Origin of the sequence: Sinorhizobium arboris LMG 14919 (genome assembly GCF_000427465.1) — a bacterium.
In the GTDB taxonomy this organism is placed as follows: Bacteria; Pseudomonadota; Alphaproteobacteria; order Rhizobiales; family Rhizobiaceae; genus Sinorhizobium; species Sinorhizobium arboris.
This window is the reverse complement of the sequence record NZ_ATYB01000014.1, coordinates 1722229-1744726: the sequence shown is the minus strand read 5'-3', so window position 1 is coordinate 1744726 and position 22498 is coordinate 1722229. Positions and strand designations below refer to the sequence as shown.

The 22498-nt window shown below is 62.0% G+C and carries 19 protein-coding genes and 1 pseudogene; 10 read left to right on the top strand and 10 right to left on the bottom strand.

What is annotated here, in order from left to right; all coding sequences use genetic code 11:
* Positions 1-6: 6 nt before the first annotated feature.
* Genes mobB through SINAR_RS0119670 form a run of 3 tightly spaced genes read right to left on the bottom strand, consistent with a single transcriptional unit; the run spans position 7 to position 2111 of the window.
* Entirely contained in the window at positions 7-531 is a 525-nt protein-coding gene (gene mobB / locus SINAR_RS0119680) for a molybdopterin-guanine dinucleotide biosynthesis protein B (protein WP_028000654.1), read from the bottom strand.
* Positions 528-1187: a molybdenum cofactor guanylyltransferase MobA gene (mobA, locus tag SINAR_RS0119675; RefSeq protein ID WP_028000653.1), complete on the bottom strand. Its 660-nt coding sequence runs from the start codon at positions 1185-1187 to the stop codon at positions 528-530. Before mobA ends, mobB begins: the two co-directional genes overlap by 4 nt.
* A gap of 15 nt (positions 1188-1202) precedes the next feature.
* Positions 1203-2111, bottom strand: a complete 909-nt coding sequence (locus SINAR_RS0119670) for a DMT family transporter (protein ID WP_028000652.1) — start codon at positions 2109-2111, stop codon at positions 1203-1205.
* A gap of 409 nt (positions 2112-2520) precedes the next feature.
* Between SINAR_RS0119670 and SINAR_RS0119665 the strand changes: the two genes are divergently transcribed.
* Positions 2521-5070 carry a methyl-accepting chemotaxis protein gene (locus SINAR_RS0119665; protein ID WP_028000651.1) on the top strand — a complete coding sequence of 850 codons (2550 nt, stop codon included), beginning with the start codon at positions 2521-2523 and terminating at the stop codon, positions 5068-5070.
* A gap of 184 nt (positions 5071-5254) precedes the next feature.
* On the opposite strand, the gene moaA is transcribed toward SINAR_RS0119665, so the two are convergent.
* Entirely contained in the window at positions 5255-6304 is a 1050-nt protein-coding gene (moaA, locus tag SINAR_RS0119660; protein ID WP_028000650.1) for a GTP 3',8-cyclase MoaA, read from the bottom strand.
* Positions 6305-6464: 160 nt separating this feature from the next.
* Here moaA and SINAR_RS0119655 point away from each other — a divergent pair, with 160 nt between their 5' ends.
* Positions 6465-6839, top strand: coding sequence for a gamma-butyrobetaine hydroxylase family protein (locus tag SINAR_RS0119655; protein ID WP_028000649.1), 375 nt, complete (start codon positions 6465-6467; stop codon positions 6837-6839).
* A 41-nt stretch (positions 6840-6880) separates the two neighbouring features.
* On the opposite strand, the gene SINAR_RS0119650 is transcribed toward SINAR_RS0119655, so the two are convergent.
* Positions 6881-7402 carry a MarR family winged helix-turn-helix transcriptional regulator gene (locus tag SINAR_RS0119650; RefSeq protein WP_150824021.1) on the bottom strand — a complete coding sequence of 174 codons (522 nt, stop codon included), beginning with the start codon at positions 7400-7402 and terminating at the stop codon, positions 6881-6883.
* Between the two features lie 14 nt (positions 7403-7416).
* Between SINAR_RS0119650 and SINAR_RS0119645 the strand changes: the two genes are divergently transcribed.
* Both SINAR_RS0119645 and SINAR_RS0119640 read left to right on the top strand, forming a co-directional pair.
* Positions 7417-8334, top strand: a complete 918-nt coding sequence (locus SINAR_RS0119645) for an alpha/beta fold hydrolase (RefSeq protein ID WP_028000647.1) — start codon at positions 7417-7419, stop codon at positions 8332-8334.
* 96 nt (positions 8335-8430) lie between these two features.
* Entirely contained in the window at positions 8431-9039 is a 609-nt protein-coding gene (locus tag SINAR_RS0119640; RefSeq protein ID WP_028000646.1) for a pyridoxamine 5'-phosphate oxidase family protein, read from the top strand.
* Between the two features lie 43 nt (positions 9040-9082).
* On the opposite strand, the gene fumC is transcribed toward SINAR_RS0119640, so the two are convergent.
* The gene (gene fumC, locus SINAR_RS0119635; protein ID WP_028000645.1) at positions 9083-10576 is read right to left on the bottom strand and encodes a class II fumarate hydratase; all 1494 of its coding nucleotides are present in this window, start codon (positions 10574-10576) and stop codon (positions 9083-9085) included.
* Positions 10577-10971: 395 nt separating this feature from the next.
* Here fumC and SINAR_RS0119630 point away from each other — a divergent pair, with 395 nt between their 5' ends.
* Positions 10972-12867, top strand: a complete 1896-nt coding sequence (locus SINAR_RS0119630) for a L,D-transpeptidase family protein (protein WP_028000644.1) — start codon at positions 10972-10974, stop codon at positions 12865-12867.
* 33 nt (positions 12868-12900) lie between these two features.
* Here SINAR_RS0119630 and SINAR_RS0119625 read toward each other — a convergent pair whose 3' ends face one another.
* Entirely contained in the window at positions 12901-13584 is a 684-nt protein-coding gene (locus tag SINAR_RS0119625; RefSeq protein ID WP_028000643.1) for an HAD family hydrolase, read from the bottom strand.
* Between the two features lie 219 nt (positions 13585-13803).
* On the opposite strand from SINAR_RS0119625, the gene rpiA reads away from it, so the two are divergent.
* The 5 genes and pseudogenes from rpiA (at position 13804) to SINAR_RS0119600 (ending at position 18868) form a co-directional block, all read left to right on the top strand.
* Entirely contained in the window at positions 13804-14499 is a 696-nt protein-coding gene (gene rpiA / locus SINAR_RS0119620) for a ribose-5-phosphate isomerase RpiA (protein WP_028000642.1), read from the top strand.
* A 114-nt stretch (positions 14500-14613) separates the two neighbouring features.
* Positions 14614-15156, top strand: coding sequence for a DUF2059 domain-containing protein (locus tag SINAR_RS0119615; protein ID WP_028000641.1), 543 nt, complete (start codon positions 14614-14616; stop codon positions 15154-15156).
* 201 nt (positions 15157-15357) lie between these two features.
* Positions 15358-16749, top strand: coding sequence for a glutathione-disulfide reductase (gene gor, locus SINAR_RS0119610; RefSeq protein ID WP_028000640.1), 1392 nt, complete (start codon positions 15358-15360; stop codon positions 16747-16749).
* A 233-nt stretch (positions 16750-16982) separates the two neighbouring features.
* Positions 16983-18354 (top strand): annotated as a pseudogene (locus SINAR_RS01000000133700) (class II 3-deoxy-7-phosphoheptulonate synthase).
* A 118-nt stretch (positions 18355-18472) separates the two neighbouring features.
* Positions 18473-18868, top strand: a complete 396-nt coding sequence (locus tag SINAR_RS0119600; protein ID WP_028000639.1) for a GFA family protein — start codon at positions 18473-18475, stop codon at positions 18866-18868.
* A 104-nt stretch (positions 18869-18972) separates the two neighbouring features.
* Here SINAR_RS0119600 and SINAR_RS0119595 read toward each other — a convergent pair whose 3' ends face one another.
* The 3 genes from SINAR_RS0119595 to SINAR_RS0119585 all read right to left on the bottom strand — a co-directional run bounded on the left by SINAR_RS0119595 (position 18973) and on the right by SINAR_RS0119585 (position 22176).
* On the bottom strand, positions 18973-19911 hold the full coding sequence (locus tag SINAR_RS0119595; RefSeq protein WP_028000638.1) for a hypothetical protein: 939 nt from the start codon (positions 19909-19911) through the stop codon (positions 18973-18975).
* Positions 19912-20018: 107 nt separating this feature from the next.
* Positions 20019-21752, bottom strand: coding sequence for a pilus assembly protein TadG-related protein (locus SINAR_RS0119590; protein ID WP_028000637.1), 1734 nt, complete (start codon positions 21750-21752; stop codon positions 20019-20021).
* Position 21753: 1 nt separating this feature from the next.
* Complete coding sequence (locus tag SINAR_RS0119585) at positions 21754-22176, bottom strand: TadE/TadG family type IV pilus assembly protein (protein ID WP_028000636.1); 423 nt, start codon at positions 22174-22176, stop codon at positions 21754-21756.
* Between the last annotated feature and the right edge of the window lie 322 nt (positions 22177-22498).

Below are 22498 nucleotides of genomic sequence, written 5' to 3'. Positions count from 1 at the left end.
CGTCGCTCAGCCTCGTAGCCTGGTGACCTTTTGGACGAAATCGGCAATCGCCTGCGTGTCGTCCAGATCGAACACGGGGAGCCCGGCGTTCGCGACCGGGTGATCGGCGGCGATGGCCAGGATATGCGGATCGCTCGGTGCAAGCGGCTCGCGGTTGGCCGATTCCTTGCGGCGCGCCTCGATTTTCGGGACAGGTTCGCGCTTGTAGCCCTCGATGAGCACCAGGTCGCAGGGAGCGAGGCGCGACAGGATCTCTTCAAATGTGGGTTCCGGCGTCCCGCGTAGTTCATGCATGATCGCGAAACGCGTCGCGGAAACGATCGCCACCTCATGGGCGCCGGCCTCGCGGTGGCGGTAGCTGTCGGCGCCGACCTTGTCGATATCGAAGTCGTGATGCGCGTGCTTGATTGTGGAGACCGCATAGCCGCGCCGCGTCATTTCGCTGACGAGACGGACCATGAGGCCGGTCTTCCCGGAATTCTTCCAGCCGGCGATGCCGAAAATCTTCGGTGGGTGCAACGGGTTGTTCATGGTTCGCGGTCCTCGAGGTAGGGCAACCACGCTTCGGCCTGCCGGAGCTCTTCGGGGGTGTTGATGTTGAAGAAGGGGTCCAGCGGTCCGGCCGTCGTCGGGATCAGGGGAAACTCCACCGCTGCCGATCCGTGCCGCGCGATGAAGGCGCGAACGCGCCGCTTCTCGTCGGCATGAATCCACGCCTCCAGGTCGTCCGCGAGCGTTACAGGCCAGAGTGCGAAAAGCGGATGTATTTCACCGCCCGAGAAAGCGACGGCGATTTCACTCTCGGAGGTGACGGCAGTCCGGAGCCGGTCGGCAAGGCTGGCGGGAAAGAAGGGCGTATCGACCGGAGCGGTGAGCACATGGGTCGCCTCGGGGAATTTGCGCGTGGCATGGCGCATTGCGGCCAGAACGCCGGCGAGCGGGCCGACGAATCCGGGTATCGTATCCGGCAGTGCCTCGAGGCCCGTCGCCGCAGCAAGAACCGGATCGGCATTCAGATTGATGGCGATGCCGGAGACCTGCGGCCGGAGGCGCTCGATCACGCGCGCAAGCATGCTCCTGCCACCGAGCATCAGCCCGGCCTTCGGGCGTCCCATGCGCGAAGAACGCCCGCCGGCGAGGATGACCGCCGGCGGGTGGGAAATGGCATATGAGGGTCCGCCTGTCATCGAGCACCTCCTCAGTTATTCCAGGGGGCCGGCGAGTGCGCGCCGTGCAACCGCCTGCCGACCGCGCTTGCTTTCGCGATAGAACGTATAAAGGCCCGAACCGATGATGATGGCGACGCCCGCCAGCATCCAGCGGTCCGGCGTTTCTGCGAAGAAGACCACGCCGAGGGTGACCGACCAAAGAAGGCTCATATAGCGAAACGGCGCAATCACGGAGATCTCGCCCTCGCGCATGGCCAGCACGATCGTCTGGTAGCCGAGCATCAGAAGCACACTGGCGCCGGCGATATGGATGAACGACGTCGTCGACATCGGTTGCCAGCCACCGAGCGGAACTATGAGGGCTGCACCGACCAGCGTCGTTACGAGTGAGGTCGTCACCGTGATGTACAGCGACGGCACGTCGGTGCCGATGCGACGGGTACAGAGATCGCGGGTCGCGGTGAAGAAGACGCAGGCGACGACGGTGAGGGCGGCTGCAGTGAAGCCCTCAGGACCGGGACGCAGCACGATGAGGACGCCGGCAAAGCCCACGATGATCGCGGCCCACCGCCGCCAGCCGACGGGTTCGCCGAGGAACAGCGCGGCGCCGAGCGTGACCGCCAGCGGCAGTGCCTGCATGATCGCCGAAGCATTGGCGAGCGGAATCTGGCCGAGCGCGGAGATGTAGGTCACCGAGGCAAGCGCCTCCATGGCGATGCGCAGCAGGATGGCCGGTCTGAAGATAGTCCGAACCGGCCGAAAGGCGCCGAAGCGATATGCGACCACGACCACCATCAGCGTCGTCAACAAACCGCGCATGAACATGATCTGACCGGTGTTCATGGCACCGGTGACCGATTTTACCAGCGCGTCGTTGCAGGCGAACCCGATCATCGCGACGCACATGAAGATGATGCCGCGGAAATTGGCTGACGAGCGCATTGTCGTTCCCGGTGAACTTCTGACCGAGCGGCACTGGGCTCTCGGCAGTAATGGCGAATCCCTGCTTCGAAGGGCAAGCCAATGTTTAAGCATCGGCCGCAAAAAGGTGCAAACCCAATTGCGCTTTTCCCAATCAGGGCTGTGGAAGGCAGGGGCGCGGCCGCCGGGAGAACACCTCTGTCATGCCGCTCATTCGCCGAATCTTAATGTTCGCTGCCTATCGTTTCGCGGACTCCGCAACCAATCGCATGACGCGATCGGCGGATGACGGCCGCATTCGGCCCGTCAGTCCGGAACAGCCCCGCGATAGCAGACCTGGGAGGCGCTCAGCCGGCTGTTCTAAGATGCTTCCGCCAAGAGAAGCACACCGCGCGGACATGTTCCTCATAAAAAGAATCAGGGGTTCGCAATGTCTGTCCTCGACCGCCTTCTGCAGCGTCTGCGTATCGTCACGAAAGTTCTCCTCTTCGTGGTGCCGCTCGTCGCGCTGATCGCCGGCATCGGTCTCGTCGGGTTCTTCACCGCACGCACCCTCAACGGGCACATGACCGTGACGCGCGAGACCATCAGCAGTCTTTCAGACTTTCAGGCACTCCGCAGTGCTCTCCAGAGCTTTATCGACGAGCGGGACGAGGCATCGCGCGACGCGCTTCTGAAAGGCATCGACGATCAGGAGCAGGGCGTGAAGGCCCTCGAGGCGCTTCTGACGCGTGACGCCGACAGAGGGCAGATCGCTTCCGTTGTCGCTCTTGGCGGCGCGATGCGTAGCCAGACGGAGAAGCTCTGGGCCGTGAAGCTCGAGCAGGATGCAGTGACCCAATCGCTGGAAGCGGCGCTTGCCGAAATGACGAAGAACGGCAACAGTGCCTACAAGCAGATCGACATCATTCAGGAGGAATCGGGCGAGAAGGAAGCCTTCGCCAAGGCCTTGCTCTTCGACGCCGCCGCCTATCAGGGTCTTGCGGAACGGATAAAGAAATTCCGCCTGCCGGTGACCATGGCGGTCAGTCCCGATGCGAAAGTCGATCAGGCTGAAAAGCTGCTGCCGCATCTCATGAAGCAGATAGAAGAATCGGAGAAGATCGCGTCCGACAAGGTCAGGAAGCCGATCGGCGAGCTCAAGCAGCAGGCGCAGAAGATCGAAGCGATCCTGGCAAGCGCCGAAAGTAACGAAACCAAGAAGAATGCGCTCGTGCCCGTCCTCGGCAAATTCTCGAAATACGAGGCCGACTTCGCCAAGGAGGCAGCCCGGAACTCCGATACGGCCGCCAAGCGCTTCGTCAGCATGGACGGCGAAATTTCGACGCTTAAAACGCTGATTTCGCTGATGGGTGATACCTTCAAGGGACTGGACAATACCCGCCTCCACATCAGTGAGTTGCACCGTCAACTCGGCGAGGAACGCCGTGCGCTCGTGATCGGTGATATCGAAGCGGTCCGCGGAACAGCGCTCAAGCTTTCCGAACTCGGCGGCAGGAACGCGGCGTTGCGGGATCTTCCGGCGAAGCTCGGGCCATCACTCGACAATATCGGCAAGGGCACGGCTGCGCTGATCGAAGTCGGCGCTCGCTGGCAAACCGCACGACGCGAGGCCGCGTCTCTCGTTGCCGAGGCCAGCAGCACGCTCGAGGGCTTCGTGAGCCACGCCCAGGAGGCGGGCAAGCAGGATAGCCAGCGATCGGCCACCGTTTCGATCGTCGCTATGGTGGCCGGCACTCTTCTCGCGATCGTTGGCGGCCTGATGCTCGTCGAAACGCTCAGGGCCCCGCTGAAACGCGTCAACGAGACGATGACCCGGCTCGCCAGCGGCGACCTGGAGGTGCCGATCGAGGGCCGCAACCGCGGCGATGAGATAGGCGACATGGTTCGTTCGGTCGCCGTGTTCCGCGACAATGCGCTTGAGAACGTCCGCCTCGAGAAAGAGGCTGAAGCGGCGCGTGCGCTCTCCGCCCGCGAGGAGGCTCGCCGGGCGGAGGAGCGGGTAAGGATCGAGGCCGAGCAGATGCAGGCGCTCACCGCTCTCTCGGACGTGCTCGCCAAACTCGCCGCCGGCAATCTCGAGGCGGGAATGGCGGAAGATCTGCCGGCCGACTACATCGTGATGGCCCGCACCTACAACAATGCCGTCGAGGCGCTCCGCGCGACGCTCATGGACGTGCGCCTGTTGACCGAAGAGATCACTGGGGGCACCGGCAACCTTTCGGCCGCGGCGGACGATCTCGCCCGCCGCACCGAGCAGCAGGCGGCTGCGCTCGAAGAAAGTTCACGGGCGCTGCGGCAGCTCACGGAGATCGTCCGGGCGACGACCGAGACCGCCCGCCAGACGACGGTTTCGGTGGACGAGACAAATTCCTATGCCCGGCATTCCGGCAAGGTCGTCGCCAAGGCGATCGACGCGATGGCGGAGATCGACCGATCCTCCGAAAAGATCGGAACGATTATTGGGGTGATCGACGAAATCGCATTCCAGACCAACCTGCTGGCGCTGAATGCGGGCGTCGAGGCGGCACGGGCAGGCGAAGCAGGTCGGGGTTTTGCCGTGGTGGCACAGGAAGTCCGCGAGCTGGCGCAACGCTGTGCCGGGGCAGCGCGCGAGATCAAAGGGCTGATTTCCGCAAGTTCGGCCCAGGTGCGCAGCGGTGTCTCGCTCGTACAGGAGACCGGCGATGCACTTGCGGTGATCAATGACCACATCGCCACCATCCACCAGCTCGTCAGCAATATCGAAGCCGCCGCCGCCGACCAATATACGGGTCTCAGCGAAGTCAATGCGGCGGTGCAAGAGGTCGAACTGATCACTCAGCAGAACGCCGCCATGGTTGAGGAGAACACGGCGGAAATTCACGGCCTGCGCCGGCAGGTGGAAGTGCTGAATGAGAAGATCGAGCGCTTCAAAACCGGCACGGGCGGCAATGAAGGGCCGAGCCGTCGTCTCTACAGGTCCGGCTACGCCGCCTGATTTGATCGGGGAAACTGCCGCTCCCATCGGGTTTGACCCGATGACCCCGCTAGCGGAACGCGCTGCGTGCCGCATCGGGACGGGGCGGTGCGGCACGTCCCTTCGTCCGCCACCGCATCCACAAGCACGGCCGTTCCGGCTAATGAGACTTTGCAAGGTGCCGGCAGGCGGATGAAGGGGAGACTCACCCGCCGGTGACGCTCATGTGCCGGGCGACCGCAGGGCGGTTGTGCTCGCGGTCGATGATGAAGTCGTGGCCCTTCGGCTTGCGGCCGATCGCCTCGTCGATGACCTGCGAGAGGTAGGCGTCGTCGTCGGTGGCGCGCAGTGCGGCGCGCAGATCGGCGGCGTCGTTCTGGCCGAGACACATATAGAGCGTTCCGGTGCAGGTCAGCCGGACGCGATTGCAGCTCTCACAGAAATTGTGCGTAAGCGGTGTTATCAGTCCGAGCCGGCCGCCCGTCTCTGCGACCTCGACGTAACGGGCGGGGCCGCCGGTGCGATAAGGGATGTCGTTGAGTGTGAAATCGGCCTCGAGCCGCGTGCGCATCTCCGAGAGCGGCAGGTAATGGTCGGTCCTGTCCTCGTCCACTTCGCCCATCGGCATGGTCTCGATCAGCGTCAGATCCATGTCTCGACCATGTGCCCAGCGCATCAGTGCAGGTATTTCGGCGTCGTTGAAGCCCTTGAGGGCAACCGCGTTGATCTTCACCTTCAAGCCGGCAGTCAGCGCCGCATCGATGCCTTCGAGCACTTTTGCCAACTCGCCCCAGCGGGTGATCTGGCGGAACTTGTCCGGATCGAGCGTGTCGAGCGAGACATTGATCCGGCGCACGCCGCAATCGACGAGTTCGGCGGCGAATTTCGACAGCTGCGAGCCGTTGGTGGTGAGCGTCAGCTCGTCCAGTCGGCCTGCCTCGATCTCCTTGCCGAGTTCGCGAATGAGGAACATGATGTTCTTGCGCACCAGCGGTTCCCCGCCGGTGAGCCTCAGCTTACGCACACCCTTGGCAATGAATGCGGAACAGAGGCGGTGGAGTTCCTCGAGCGTCAGCAGTTCCTTCTTCGGCAGGAAGGTCATGTGCTCCGCCATGCAATAGGTGCAGCGGAAGTCGCAGCGATCGGTGACCGAGACACGCAGATAGGTGACCGCACGGCCGAATGGATCGACCATCGGGGCAGTGGCGGTGTCGAGCGGTCTGGCGTTCGTCTGGTTTATGGCGGCCGTATTCAAGTCTCTTCTCCCTGCCGATGCAATGTCGTGGTCAAAAAGGGTCGCGTCAAGGCGCATCCTGTCGCAAACTGTTTCGAATATAGGGAAAGTTGTCCTCGGGCGATTTCCGACCGTTCAATTCTGCTTTACTTGAGCGGTGACGAACACGGAGCAAATGACGATGAGCGAATTCTGGCCAACCGAACTGCGGGTATCGAAGGATCGTCACCGCCTGTCCGTGACTTTCGACGACGGCGCCGCTTTCGACCTTTCCGCGGAACTCCTGCGGGTCCTCTCGCCCTCGGCCGAGGTGCAGGGGCATGGGCCTGGCCAGCGGGTGACGGTTCCCGGCAAGCGCAACGTCCAGATCATCACGGTCCAGCCGACCGGGAATTACGCGGTGCGAATCGGTTTCGACGACGCTCACGACACCGGCATCTATACCTGGACCTATCTGCGTGAACTCGGCGAGAAGGGCGAAGAGCTGTTCCGGGCCTATGAGCAGGAGCTGGCCGAAAAAGGCATGTCGCGCGACAGGGCCGAAAGGCCACGCTGAAGCTTTTCCGCGCCGGCCCCCGACGTATGGACGGGAGGATCTCAGTCTCCGGACGCGGTTTCATCCTCCTTGAGCAAGACCGCGATGATCCGCTCCATCGACTCTGCGACCTTGACGCAGTCCTCGATGGGCGCGCCGCCATGCGAAGTCTCGATGAGAGCCGTCTGAATTTCCATCGCCTCCTCGGTCAAAGCCCTTCCTGCTGAGGTGAGCGATAGACGCAACACCCGTTTGTCCCTTGCATCTCCACGACGCTCAATAAGGCCGCGCTTTTCGAGCTGCGGCAGCAGCATGCTCATGTTGGAGCGTCCGACCAGCAGCTTGCGCGCGAGCTCCTGCTGGGTGATGCCGTCGAAGCGGTAGAGGTTGACCAGGATGTCCAGGTGCGGCGGCTTCACGTCGAGATGGCTCAGGCGTCGCGTCAATGTCTGCTGCATCAGCTGACAGGCGCGGGCGACGGCGATCCAGCTACGAAAACGAGGATGATCCCAAGGGAAATGGTGGTTTTCGTTCGGCACTTGCATTTTGTTCATCGTTGTACAAATATGTTCATTGTTGAACATTAGAGAGCCCCACTATGGCATCCTTTTCGATCAGGGTCATCCGTCTATCGTTAAAGGCCGTTTCCGCGTTTTCGGCCGACAAGGCGGGCAAGGCCGCGTTCTGGATCTTCTGCCGCACTCCCAGCCGAAAGCCGAAAAGCGGCAAGGAGGCAGCTCTGTTGAAAGCGGCAGCGCCGATCATGCAACACTCGCGCAAGGTCACATTGTCCTTTGCGGGCGGTTGGGTCGCCGCTCGCCATTTCGAACGCCGGCGGGGCGCTGGCGGACCGCGGGTCCTGGTTGCACATGGCTGGGGTTCTCGCAGCGAATATCTGGCGACGCTTATCGATGGCCTGCTCTCCGCGGGTGCGGAGGTGGTCGCGCTCGACTGGCCGGGCCATGGCGCGTCGCCCGGCCGGACATTGACCATGCCGCAGGCGGTGAGGGCGGTCGATGCGGCCTGGCGACACTTCGACGGTTTCGATGTCGGTGTCGGCCATTCTTTCGGGGGCGCGAGCCTTGCCTGCGCGGCCGGGGCGGTTCTCTGCGACGTGCCGGCGCGCGTTCCGGGAAAGCTGGTCCTGATCGGTGCACCAAGCGAAATGACATGGCTGTTCAGGGGGTTCGGCCGGGTGCTGGGGCTTGCACCGAAGGCACAGGCAGCTTTTGAGGGCATGGTGGAGCGGCTATCCGGGCGTCGCATCGACGGCTTCGATGCCTCCCGCATCCTGGCGACGCTCCGCAAGCCCGTCCTGGTCATCCATGCCGAGGACGACAAGGAGGTTCCTGCCGATCATGCGCGCCGCTATGACGCGGTCGGGCCGAATGTGGAACTGCACTGGGCGAACGGCCTCGGTCACCGTCGCATCGTCTCCGCCGCTTCCGTCATCGAGAAGATCACGGAGTTTCTCCGGGAGCGTGGAAAAGAGGCCCCCATGTCAAAAATCGCCTGATTGCGTCATCAGCCCGTCATGCTAATCCTCGAAACGGGCGCGCAGACATCGCGTTTTTCTGCGTTGCGGCCGCAGCACCGCACAAGGAGGGATGAAATGACGATTATCGGAACGGTCGAAGAGCTGCAGGCGCTCTATGGCGAAACGAGCGAGGCCTCGATCGTCAAGGTGACAAGTTCCCTGACGGCCGAGTACCGGCAAATGATCGAGGCGTCGCCCTTCGCAGCGCTCGCGACCGTCGGTCCGGAAGGGCTCGACTGTTCGCCGCGCGGCGACGATCGATGCGTCGTCCGCATCGCCGACGACAAAACCGTGCTGATGCCCGACTGGCGCGGCAATAACCGGGTGGACTCGCTTGCCAATATCGTGCGCGATCCGAGGGTGGCGCTGCTCTTTCTCGTGCCGGGTTCGAATACGACTATCCGCATCAATGGTACCGCCGTCGTCAGTGTCGACCCTGCCTTGACCGGTTCCTTCGAGATTGATGGGAAGCACCCGCGCAGCGTCATCGTTGTCACGATCGGCGAGGTCTATTTCCAATGCGCTCGGGCTCTGATCCGTTCACAGCTCTGGAACGCGGAGCGCTTCGCCAATCCGGCGTCGCTGCCGTCGCCGGGCGCGTTGCTGAAGGCTGCCAAGGCCGATTTCGACAAGGAAAGCTACGATCGGGAGTGGCCCGACCGCGCGGCGAAGACGATGTGGTAGGCGGCCGCGGCGACATCTGGAGCCGCGGCCGGATGAAGTGCGATCAGGCCGGGCCGATCATCGTTTCCGGACGGACGATCGCATCGAACTCCTCGTCCGTGACATAGCCGCCGCCGACGGCCTCTTCGCGCAGCGTGGTGCCGTTCTTATGCGCGGTCTTTGCGATCTTGGCCGCATTGTCGTAGCCGATCTTCGGCGCAAGCGCAGTCACCAGCATGAGCGAACGGTCGAGCGCCGCCTTGATGTTGTCCTCGCGGGCTTCGATTCCCACGACGCAATTGTCGGTGAAGGAGACGGCCGCGTCGGCGAGCAACTGCACCGACTGCAGGAAGTTGTAGGCCATTAGCGGATTGTAGACGTTGAGCTCGAAGTGCCCCTGGCTGCCGGCGAAGGTCAGGGCGGCATGATTGCCGAAGACCTGGACGCAGACCTGTGTCAGCGCCTCGCATTGCGTGGGGTTCACTTTGCCCGGCATGATGGACGAGCCCGGCTCGTTTTCCGGCAGCGAAAGTTCGCCGAGACCGGAACGGGGCCCGGAGCCGAGGAAGCGGATGTCGTTGGCTATCTTGAAGAGCGCGGCGGCCGTGGCGTTGATTGCGCCGTGGCTGAAGACCATCGAGTCATGGGCCGCCAGCGCTTCGAACTTGTTCGGCGCGGAAGTGAAGCCGATACCCGTAATGGCCGCGATTTCCTCGGCGACCTTCTCGGCAAAGCCGACGGGCGCGTTAAGCCCGGTGCCGACGGCAGTTCCGCCCTGGGCGAGTTCGCAAAGGCCGGGGAGCGTCATCTCGATCCGCTTGATCGAGGAGGCGACCTGCGCGGCATAGCCGGAAAACTCCTGGCCGAGTGTCAGGGGCGTTGCATCCTGCGTATGGGTGCGGCCGATCTTGATGATGTGATCGAACGCCTTCACCTTCTCTTCGAGAGCCTTGTGCAGGTGCTTGAGCGCCGGCAGCAGGTCGTGGATAACGCGCTCCGCGCAGGCAATGTGCATGGCCGTCGGATAGGTGTCGTTCGACGACTGGCTCATATTGACGTGATCGTTCGGGTGAACCGGCTTCTTCGAGCCCATGACGCCGCCGAGCAGCTCGATCGCGCGGTTGGAGACGACCTCGTTCGCGTTCATGTTCGACTGGGTTCCGGAGCCCGTCTGCCACACCACGAGAGGAAAGTGCTCGTCAAGCTTGCCGTCGATCACTTCCTGCGCGGCCTTGACGATGGCCTCGCCGACCGTCGGGTCGAGACGGCCGAGCGCCATGTTGGCACGAGCAGCCGCCTGCTTGACGATGCCGAGTGCGCGCACGATCGCCAGAGGCTGTTTTTCCCAGCCGATTTTGAAATTGCCCAGCGATCGCTGGGCCTGAGCGCCCCAATAGCGGTCGCTCGCCACTTCGATGGGGCCGAACGTATCAGTTTCCGTGCGGGTCGATGTCATCGCGATACCTGCTTTCATCATGCGGTTCATGAAGCCGAGGCGGGGAACCGGGTGAAGGCCGATCTTCCTCCCCGCTGCCGGGCATTTCTCTGCCCCGGCCATGCCGCCTTGTAAAGAGGCGGCCAGGGGGTGGAACCCCTACAATCGTTTGAATTGCAGCCAAGCGCACGCTGCCGGTCATTCACCGGCCGTGCGGATTTCCGGCTGCCGACGATGTGGCCTTTCCGTCACATCCGCAATCTTCCGTTGCGCATCCTGCCTGTGTCGCAGGGAACATCGGGACCGCGCCTGACCAGGCAAAGTAGATGCAAATCAAATTTTTAGGCGGGGGGGCATGGCTGAAAACAGGACGCGGCGACGATCGGAGCGCGGATTCGGGAGGCTTCGTTTCCTTTTCATTCACCATCCTTTTCTATAACTCTCCAAGCACGAGGGCGTGGCGAGAATCTGGCGGCGGCTGCATTCGGCAGCAACGCAATACGGGGACGTTTATACTTATGAGAATTATCAAGTCGGCAGCGATTGTCACACTCATGAGCGGCTGTGCGGCTGCAACCATGGATGTGCAGCCGGCGTCTGCGATCACCTTCATGGATTTCATCCGCGGGGGGAAGAAGCGGGACGTGCAGGAGCAGGTGCAGCCTCGCCAGCAGCCTCCGGGCGTGGATATGTTCGCGCCGCAGCGGCTCAATGAGAAGGCGGCGAAACCCCCGCGCATCACCGGCCCGCGCTATTATACCTATAAGGCGGATCCTTTGCGCCGGATCGCAACGGATCGGCTGCTCGATCCTGTCGTCACCGGTTCGGTGCAGAACGGAGGGCTGCCGCCTATCCTGCGCACGCCGCTTTCCGACGCGCGTCAATTTCTCCCGGAAATCGATGTACGCGCCTCCGGAGACGTCGCGAAAGCGGTCGAGAGCTTCTACGGCACGCGGTCGGATTTCCTGTGGATCGAGGGGACGGGCGTCAACGGCCGCGCCAAGGCAGCGCTCGACATATTGTCGGACGCTGCGAAGGTAGGGTTGGATCCGCTCGACTACGCCGTCGCTGTGCCGCCGGACAATTTCGATCGCGGCGACATGATTGCTCGTGAGAAGGATCTTGTGCGCTTCGAAATTGCGGTGTCGGCCGCCGTCCTGACCTATGTCCAGGACACCGTCCGTGGCCGTATCGATCCGAACAGAATATCCGGCTATCACGACTTCAAACGGAAGAATGTCGATCTCCTTGGCTTTCTGGAGAAGGTAGAAACGAGCAGCGACGTCGCCGCACTTGTCGAAAGCCAGAATCCGAAGAGCGTGCAGTTCACCGCATTGAAGCAGGAACTGGAGCGGCTCCGGACGCGGGTGGAATCGACGGCGCGGGTCGAAATCGCGCCAGGGACGCTGTTGAAGCCCGGCGAGAGCAATCCGGAGCTCGCGAATGTGATCGCCGGGATCAAGCTGAAAGCCTCGGAAGCGTTGAAGACGGAACATGCGGTCGTGCTCGCGGCCTATGACGGGACGCCGGACTACACGCCGGAACTCGTACCGGTCGTCGAGGCCTTCCAGAAGGAACATGGCCTGAAAGCCGACGGCATCGTCGGGCAGGCGTCGATCCGCGCCCTCACCGGCGGTGATACGACCGAGGAGAAGATCAACAAGGTTGAAATCGCGATGGAGCAGGCGCGCTGGCTGCCGGACGGGCTTGGCGACCGCTACGTCTTCATCAACCAGCCGGCCTTCACTGCGTCCTATGCGGAACAGGGCACCGAGCAGTTCTCCATGCGCGTGGTCGTCGGTTCCAAGGCCAACCAGACGTATTTCTTCCAGGACGAAATCCAGACGGTGGAAGTAAATCCCTATTGGGGCGTGCCGCAGTCGATCATCGTCAACGAAATGCTTCCGAAGCTCAGAAACGATCCCGGTTACCTGGACCGCATGGGGTATCAGGTGGAAGTCGGCGGCCGCGTCGTACCTTCCACCGCGGTGAACTGGTACGGATCGACAGCCTCGGTTGCCGTGCGGCAGCCGCCGAGTAGCGACAATGCGCTTGGCGAACTCAAGATACTCTTCCCCAATGCGCACGCGATCTACATGCACGATACGCCGTCGAAGAGCTTCTTCAAACGCGATCAGCGGGCGCTCAGCCATGGCTGCGTGCGTCTTGCCGATCCCCGCCGCATGGCGGCGGCCGTTCTGGGCGTGAGCGTCGACGAGGTCGGCAAGGAAATAGCGGGCGGCCGCAACAAGGCCCTGCCTGTGTCCGCGAAGATACCCGTCTATGTTTCCTATTTCACCGCCTGGCCGAACAAGGACGGAACCGTTGAGTATTTCAACGATGTCTATGAGCGCGACACGTACATGAATCGCGCTTTCGAGGCGACGGGCAAGGTGCGGCACTCGGAAATATGATCAAGCGGGGCCGCGCTGAACTGCGGCCCCTTTTCATTTGGGCTTGCGGGAGAGTACCGTCTCCACCAGATCCGGGGTCAACTCGTCGAAGTGCCCGATGATGCGATCGGGCAACAGGCTTTCGATCGGCACGTCGGAATATCCGAACGGCACGACGATCGACGGAACGGCGGCGTTTCGGGCGACGAGGACGTCGTTGAGGCTATCGCCGACCATCACCGCACGTTCGGCCAGGCCGCCGGCATTCGCGACCGTCGACAGCAGGTGGTCGGCATGCGGCTTGCGAACGGTGAAGGTATCGCCACCGGATATCGCCGCGAAGCGGCCAAGCAGACCCAAGCCTTCCAAAAGTCGCTTTGCCAGCATTTCCGGCTTGTTGGTGCAGACGGCGAGTTTTAGCCCCGCATCCTGCAGCCGGTCGAGCGCTTCGACGAGCCCCGGATAGGGCAGGGATTCACCCGGCATCGATCCGTGATAAAAATCGACGAATTCCTTCATTTGCCAGGTCAGTTCCTCTTCGGCGATCGTTCTGCCGCGAAGCGCGAAAGTCCTCTCGATCATGGCCCGTGCGCCGTGGCCGACCAGATGCGTGAGATCCGCGTAGGTCACCGGCTCGATACCGGCTTGCGTCACCGCATGGTTCAAGCTGGCGACGAGATCGGGCGCCGTGTCGACAAGCGTACCGTCGAGATCGAAGACGACTAGGGGCAGGGACACCGGCAACCTCGCTCTGTAAAACTTTTATTCGTCCGGGTAGGCGAAGTCGGCGCCGAATGCAATGGCGACCTAGGTCGTAGCGCAGCCGGAATCCGGTCCGGGCCATGCATTTTGGCTTTTGTTTGCCGCGGCGGGCGTGTAAGTGTCTCAGCGGAATTGGACGGTGGCGGCCAAGGGCGACGCCCCGCCTGACGTGGATCGAGAGGGAGCGAGTGGCGTATGGACGCCCGCCAAATGAAGATCAAGGCCGCCGAAGCGGCCCTTGAACATGTCGAAAACGGTATGCGGCTTGGAATTGGCACAGGCTCGACCGCTGAAGAATTCGTCCGGCTGCTGGCCGAGAAGGTCGCATCCGGCTTTCAGATCTCCGGCGTTCCGACGTCGGAGCGGACTGCGCGCCTCTGCGTCGAGCTGGGCGTGCCTCTTAAGTCGCTCGACGAGCTGCCGGAATTGGACCTGACCATAGACGGGGCCGACGAGGTCGACGGAAAGCTGCGCCTCATCAAAGGTGGCGGCGGTGCGTTGCTTCGGGAGAAGATCGTCGCGAGCGCTTCGGCGCGGATGATCGTCATTGCCGACGAAACGAAGGTCGTGGATGTGCTCGGCGCTTTCAAGCTGCCGATCGAGGTCAATCCTTTCGGTCAGCTCGCCACGAGGCTGGCGATCGAGAAGACCGCTGCGCGTCTCGGGCTGACCGGGGATATCGTCGTGCGGGCCTCCGGCGACGGACCCTTCATGACCGATGGCGGACACCTCATTCTCGATGCATCATTTGGCCGTATTCCTGATGCAGATGCGCTCGCGGTGGAGCTGAACGCCATCCCGGGGGTTGTTGAGCACGGGCTTTTCATAGACATCGCGTCGATGGCGATCATTGCCGGTCCTGAGGGAGCGCGCACGCTTACGGCGTCTTGAGCCGCTTCGGCCGGGGCCGCGCCGGGGCGTATCGAGAGACAGACTTTTGCACAGGTCAGCCTGGAGGCGGCTATCGGCCGGGCGACACGTGCCAACACAGGAGCATGGATAAATATGAACAAATTCGCAGGTCTTGCCCGCACTTTCGCTACCGCTGCAATTCTCGTTTCGGTTTCGGTTCCGGCGGTACAGGCACAGGACGTGACGGAAGATCAGATCAAAGCCGCGCGTGCGACGATCGCAGCGCTTGGCGTGACCAACAGCTTCGACAACATTCTGCCGAACCTCGCCGAGCGTCTGAAGAACACGCTGATCCAGGCATCGCCGAACCATCAGGAACTGATCACAGCGACGGTGGATGAGAAGGCGCTCAGCCTCGCCGGGCGGCGCTCGGATCTTGAACGCGAAGCCGCGACCATCTACGCGAAGACCTTTACCGTCGAAGAGCTGAATGCCATTGCCGATTTCTACAACTCTACCGCGGGCAAAAAGCTTCTCAACGACGGCCCGATCGCCTCGCGCGAGATGTTGAAAGCAGCCGACATCTGGGCGGCCGGCGTTTCCCGCGACCTGACCACCGAAGCAACAAAGTCGCTGGATGAAAAGATAGGCGACGTTCCCGCCGCAAACGCCGGCACCGCGGCGCCCGCGCAGTAAGGCTGAGGCGACCCGGCGGATCGACCGCCCGATCCCTGCCGCACGACGTCGACCACAGGACAGAAGCCCGGAGCGATCCGGGCTTTTCTTTTTTTGCATTGCAATACTATATCAGGGGCGAAAGGCGACGCCGCTCGCGCTTTCCAGCCCGACGCTTGCGGCCGACGGCCTATTCGACATTCGTTTCTTGCAGGAGTTCCCATGAGCGCTTTCGACTATGACCTCTTCGTGATCGGCGGCGGTTCCGGCGGTGTGAGAAGCGGCCGGCTGGCTGCGGCGCTCGGCAAGAAGGTGGCGATCGCCGAGGAGTTTCGGTACGGCGGGACGTGCGTCATTCGCGGCTGCGTGCCGAAGAAGCTCTATGTCTATGCATCGCAGTTCGCGGAACATTTCGAGGATGCGGCGGGATTCGGCTGGACCGCCGGCGAGAGCCGTTTCGACTGGTCCAAGCTCGTCGCTGCGAAGGAACGGGAGATCGCCCGGCTGGAGGGCCTTTACCGCAAAGGCCTTGCGAATGCCGGCGCCGAGATACTGGATACGCGGGCCGAGCTCGTCGGCCAACACACAGTAAAGCTGCTCGCAAGCGGCAAGACCGTCACGGCGGAGCGCATCGTTATCGCGGTCGGGGGGCATCCGAGCCCACACGACGCGCTGCCGGGCCATGAACTGTGCATCACGTCCAACGAAGCCTTCGATCTTCCGGCGCTGCCGGAATCGATCCTCATTGCCGGCGGCGGTTACATAGCGGTGGAATTCGCCAATATCTTCCACGGCCTGGGCGTGAAAACGACGCTGATCTATCGCGGAAAGGAAATTCTCTCCCGCTTCGATCAGGACATGCGGCGCGGCCTGCACGCAGCCATGGAGGAAAAGGGAATCCGCATCATCTGCGAGGACATCATCCAATCGGTGTCGCCGGATGCGGATGGGCGGCGCGTGGCGACGACGATGAAACATGGCGAGATCGTCATCGATCAGGTGATGCTGGCGCTCGGCCGCGTGCCGAACACGAAAGGTCTCGGGCTGGAGGCAGCGGGCGTCAGGACCACGGAACTCGGCGCGATCATCGTCGATGCCTTTTCGCGCACGAACGTGCCGGGAATCTACGCACTCGGCGATGTGACCGATCGCGTGCAACTGACCCCTGTCGCCATTCATGAAGCCATGTGTTTCATCGAAACGGAATACAAGAACAATCCCACCTCGCCGGATCACGACCTGATAGCGACTGCCGTGTTCTCACAGCCGGAGATCGGCACGGTCGGGATCACGGAAGAGGAAGCGGCGCGGAAATTCGAGGAGATCGAGGTCTATCGCGCCGAGTTCAGGCCGATGAAGGCGACGCTTTCCGGCCGCAAGGAAAAGACGATCATGAAGCTCCTCGTCAATGCCGCGGATCGCAAGGTCATCGGGGCGCATATTCTCGGCCATGATGCGGGCGAGATGGCACAGCTGTTGGGGATTTCGCTGAAGGCCGGCTGCACGAAGGACGATTTCGACCGGACAATGGCGGTGCATCCCACGGCGGCGGAGGAGCTCGTGACCATGTATCAGCCGAGCTATCGCGTCAGGAACGGAGAGAGGATCGGCTGAGCTCCTTGCGCCGTCGCTGTAGCGGCCCACGTTTTCTGGCAGGATGGCTTTCCAAGCCCCCTGTTAACGTTTATAAGCCCGCATCCGCGAAGTGGTCCGCCCGGGCGAGGGTGGCAGATTGCTGGAATCGGCGGGGCTGCCGACGCGGGCGCATGCAAATCCGGATGCCGGGCGGGGTGACCGCCGCAGGGGCGCGACGCGGGCCGATCCGCGTCAGACAACAGGTGATGGAAATGGCACAGACTTGGACTCCGAACAGCTGGCGGCAAAAACCCATTCAGCAGGTGCCGGATTATCCCGACCTCGCAGTGTTGGAAAGCGTGGAAGAACGCCTCGCCAAGTATCCGCCGCTGGTTTTTGCCGGAGAGGCGCGCCGTCTCAAAAGCGCGCTTGCCAACGTCGCGGAAGGTCGCGGTTTCCTGTTGCAGGGTGGCGACTGTGCCGAGAGCTTCGCCGAACATGGCGCCGATACGATCCGCGATTTCTTCCGCGCCTTCCTGCAGATGGCCGTTGTCCTGACCTTCGGTGCGCAACAGCCGGTCGTCAAGGTCGGCCGCATTGCCGGCCAATTCGCCAAGCCGCGTTCCTCATCGATCGAGAAACAGGGTGACGTTTCGCTGCCGAGCTACCGCGGCGACATCATCAACGGCATCGAGTTCACGGAGGAGGCACGCGTGCCCAATCCGGAACGGCAGGTCATGGCCTATCGCCAGTCCGCGGCTACGCTTAACCTGCTGCGCGCCTTTGCCATGGGCGGTTGCCAATCTGGAGAACGTCCATCAGTGGATGCTCGGCTTCGTTAAGGACAGCCCGCAGGCAGAGCGTTACCGCAAGCTCGCCGACCGGATCTCCGAAACCATGGATTTCATGAAGGCGATCGGCATCACGGCTGAAAACCATCCGAGCCTGCGCGAAACGGATTTCTTCACCAGCCACGAAGCCCTGCTGCTCGGTTACGAGCAGGCGCTCACGCGCGTCGATTCCACCTCGGGTGACTGGTACGCGACGTCCGGTCATATGATCTGGATCGGCGATCGCACGCGCCAGCCCGACCACGCCCATATCGAATACTGCCGCGGCATCAGAAATCCGCTTGGCCTGAAGTGCGGCCCGTCGCTGACGGCGGACGGACTTCTCGAACTGATCGACATCCTCAATCCCGCCAACGAGGCGGGACGGCTCACGCTGATCTGCCGCTTCGGCCACGACAAGGTCGCCGAGCACCTGCCGCGCCTCATTCGTGCAGTCGAACGGGAGGGCAAGAAGGTCGTGTGGTCCTGTGATCCGATGCACGGCAACACGATCACGCTCAACAATTATAAGACCCGGCCGTTCGAGCGGATTCTGTCCGAGGTCGAGAGCTTCTTCCAGATACATCGCGCCGAAGGCTCGCATCCGGGTGGCATCCATATTGAAATGACCGGCAACGACGTAACGGAGTGCACCGGCGGTGCGCGTGCGCTTTCCGGAGACGATCTTGCCGACCGCTACCACACTCATTGCGATCCGCGCCTCAATGCCGACCAGGCACTTGAGCTTGCCTTCCTGCTCGCCGAGCGCATGAAGGGCGGTCGCGACGAAAAGAAGATGGTCGTCAACGGCTGATCCGCTGCGCATCATGATGCCCGTTCAATATTTCTGAACCTGCGGCTCATTCTCTGAATTTGACATTGGCCGGGCCAGCTTGAAAGCTGGCCCGGCTTTCATGCTGTGGAGGGGAATGATGGAAATAAACCAGGGCGGTTGCCTTTGCGGTGCCGTGCGCTTCAAGACGCGCGGAAACCTTCGCGAACTGATTTTCTGCCATTGCTCTCAATGCCGAAAGCAGACCGGGCTTTACTATGCGGCAACCAATGTGCTCGACAGCGAAATGGAACTTAGGGGCGCCGACGACGTGACCTGGTACCGTTCCAGCAAGGAGGCGCAACGCGGTTTCTGCCGGCATTGCGGGTCGGCGCTGTTCTGGAAAGCGGACGGACTCGACTACACGTCAATCCTTGCCGGCACGTTCGACAGCTCGGTGAAGCTCAAACCCGGCTATCACATTTTTTGCGCGGACAAGGGCGACTATTACGAAATCGACGATGACTTGCCGCACTTCGCCGGGCCAAGCGCCTAGAGCACTTCCACGAAAATTGTATGACGGTTTTTCGGCCGGAAGTGCGTCGTGGTTCCAATCGGCGAGAGCGGTATCGCGGGTTCAATGAAACGGTCAGACGTTCGCTAACGCGACCGCTCGGCCGCCTGCTCAAAGGCGTGGGCCAACGCCTCGACCTTGACCGCCTGCCAGGAGACATACTCCTCTATCAGTTGTGCGCTCAGCCAGAACCGCCCGCGGCTGCCGTCACCGGCTTTGCCGAGAAAGCCGGCCGCGTCGGCTTTGGCAAATATCCGGCGGACGTGGGTATTTGATATGAGGTAGTGTTCGGCCAATTTCGCCAGGCTGACATCGATCCAGACCTTGCCGTCGATTGGCGTAAAGCTCGAGACGCGCGTCATGAGATCGTCGAGGATCACGCCGCCCGATTCGGACCAGACAAAGATCGCAACGCCCTTCGGCGGCGCCGTCCACCTGCTGTCCGAGAGGAGGCGCCGTGCGGCAAGCGGCTGGGCATGTTCGAAAATCGACTTATCTGCTTCGACGCGGTCGACCCTCGTGCCGCAGTCGAGGAGATCGAGCGTCCTCATCTGACTCTTGAACCAGAGCCGCATTGCGGTTTCGCTGACCTCCGTCGGCTCGAGCGGCCGCGCTCTCCTGGTCCGCCCGCCGGATGCGGGCTGAAGCAGCTTGTAAGCGACCAGTTCCGCAAGGAAAGCAGCCGCCGTGTTGCGGCTGGCGGCCCCGGTTTCGCGCATGATTTTGAGCAATCGTGCGGCAGTGATGCCCGATTCCGGGTTGTTGAGGTCCCGTTCGAGATGCAGGGAATAGGCTGCCTGCGTCAGCATCCATTTCTGGTGCGAAGCCACCAGGCGGGCAACGCGCGGGAACTGGTCGTTGACGGCGATCAGCGTTTGCGCGGCTGCTTGCAATATCTTCGGGAAATCCGGATTTTCCAGCAAGTCGCGGACCGTCAACCCGCTCGGTACCTGCTGCTCAGAACTGTCCTTCTCCGCGACCCGCTGCATCTGCTGCGCGTGCCCCCACTGCTGCGCCGGGGGCACTACGATGGTCCCTTCGCCCCACACTTAACATTCACGCGTTATGCTCAATGCGCAAGGCCACCATTTTGTTTCACACGAAAATTGAAATCAGTACGTGTGGAAACGCCCTATTGAACGAGAACGGGCTGCTGGCATTTGACGCCGGTGACGCGCACGTCGGCCTCGCCGACGCGCACGCCCACCAGAAGCAGCAGATTGTAGAGCAATTGATCGACCGGTGCGGTGACGGCGCCGAGCGTTTGCGCCAAAGCCTGCTGCAACAAAGCCGGGCTTCCGAGCGAGAGGAGGTTGCCGACACTGATCTGCGCGTCGAGATTGCCGAGCAGCGTCCTGGTCGTCGATGAGAGGATATCCCTGGTGGAGACGCTCTTGATCGTCCGCGAGGCGACCTCGGTGGGGCTGAATGTCAGACGCGAGGGCTGAAGGTTCTTGGATTCGACATGTGCGATGCCGTCAATCTTGATGAGACCGTCGAGGAGCCGCGCCCGCGTTACCCGGGCCTCGGACGAAAAGCTCGACAGAACGGTCGGGTCGACGTCGCCGAGTGCGATCTCCGCCACGCCGGGAACCGCATCTATGAGGACGCCGGCGTTCTCCGGCGTTCCGCCATAGCAGCGGATGTCCGAGAGTTTCGCTTCCGCATGGGCGAGTTCGACATAGATCGGCAGGCGAATGCGGGTCCCGGCGAGAGCTGCGAGACCGTCGACATTGACTTCGACTGCGAGGCGCGTTTGTGCGGTTCTTACTGCCGCACCGGGTGTACCCAGCCGATGGCTCGGCATTTCCACCGGCGGCTCACCGATCGCGAGCCTGACTTTTACCGCGGCGATGCCCGGCAAGCCCGCAACGGCGTCGAGCGCGATCTGACGTTCGCCGTTGGCAATCACCGCAGCCGCGGAGACGATCTGCAATGCGCTCACTCTCATCGCCCAATCCGAGCCGGCATCGATCCTAAGGCTCTTCTTCGGGTCGATGTTGAGAATCTGCGCCAGAGTGAATGTCCGCTTGTTTCCGGCAGTCGCGAATTCGAGGGTCTTGACCGCTGATGTCACCGTTCCGGACAGACCATGCACAAGTCGAAGCGATCCGAGCAATTGCGGCATCGTCAGCTTCGCCGTCAGCACGTCTTCGTAGGAAGCGGCCGTAAGGCTGAGGCGAGTGGCGATGATCTTGAGGAAGGGCTGGATGTCGATGTCGGCGTCGATCAATGCCTCGTAATCCATGACCTTCAATGCGACGCTGGTGCCGAGCATCTGGCCGAGGATCGCGTTCAAAAGACCGCCATTGAGGCTGGCAAGGCGGGAGCCGACGGAAAAGGCAGCCACCTTCGAGCTCGCCGCGGTGCCGATGACACTCAAATCCGGAGGATCGCTGAACAGCGCCGCGAGATAGATGTCGCCCTTCTTCTCGAGCCTGACCTGGACGGCATCGGCGGGCACGGCGTCCTTGACGAAGCGCTGGCCGGCATCGATCGACGGATCGGGGACATAGCGTCCGCGCACGACGGTCGCCACCCCCTTGGCTGCGGTTTCGACGTCGTTGGGGAGCACCTTGCCGTCGACCGTCATCAGCCCCGAGGGTGTCGAGACGGCGAAGCCGAGGCCGTTGTTCTTGAAGTGGGCGAGCACGGCCCCTTCGGCGGAGCTCACATTGGCGGCGGCGGCGATCGAGGCAAGGTCTGCGACAGACTGCATCTCCCGCCGTTGGAGGGTGAGATAGCCGTAGTCGATGCCGAGCCCCATCGACGTGACGAGCAACGGCATGACGAGGGCTGCCGAGACGCCGATGTTGCCGGCGCGGGACTTCAGGTATCGCCGGAAGGCGGGTGCCGCTTCACGCATTTCAGATTCCTCCTACCCGTATCGTCGCGTAACGCTCGATCTGCTCGCCCGGCAGGGCAAAGGTAAAGAGTTTCCAGATTGGAAGATCGCTTGCGTCGTATGAGATGGTGACGGTGAACTGATTGGTGTTGTTGGCGTCATCGCGAACGGTGACGTTCATGCGCGCGGAATTGATGAAGGTCTGGTTCATCGTCGTGCGCCGAATGTAATCGGTCGCAAGGCGCTCCCGTTCATCCTCGGAAAGGCCCGCAATCGCAGTCCTTGCCGCATCCGCGGCGATCTGCTGGATGGAGTGTGCGGCACTCAGATAGATCCCGTAGGCGATCAGCGTCAGCACGCACATGAAGAAGAGCGGCGCAATGACCGCGAATTCGATGGCGGCGGCGCCTCTACGGCTGGCGAGCAGGCGCTTGAAAACGGGCATGCAACATCTCCAAGTATTTTGTGTATCGTGGTCTTAAAGTTTTCCTGCATCTTCAAGGTGCGCCTTAATAGTTAATATTCCTATACTTTCGAGTATGGCGATTTTTCTTGTGGATTGTTGGAATTGAATAAATGTTGATTCGAATTTTAACTTCCAGGCATGCTCTTTGATCCACCGCGATCGAGCGTCGGGCTCGGCGGAAAATTTTTCTCTCCGCCATGCCTGCGCTTGTTGTCGCAAGGATCCGGCAGCGCCGCTTCCCGGTGCGGAGGAGGTCCTTTCAGCGCAGGGAGTTGGTCTGGCTGGATTCCTGTGACGAGAA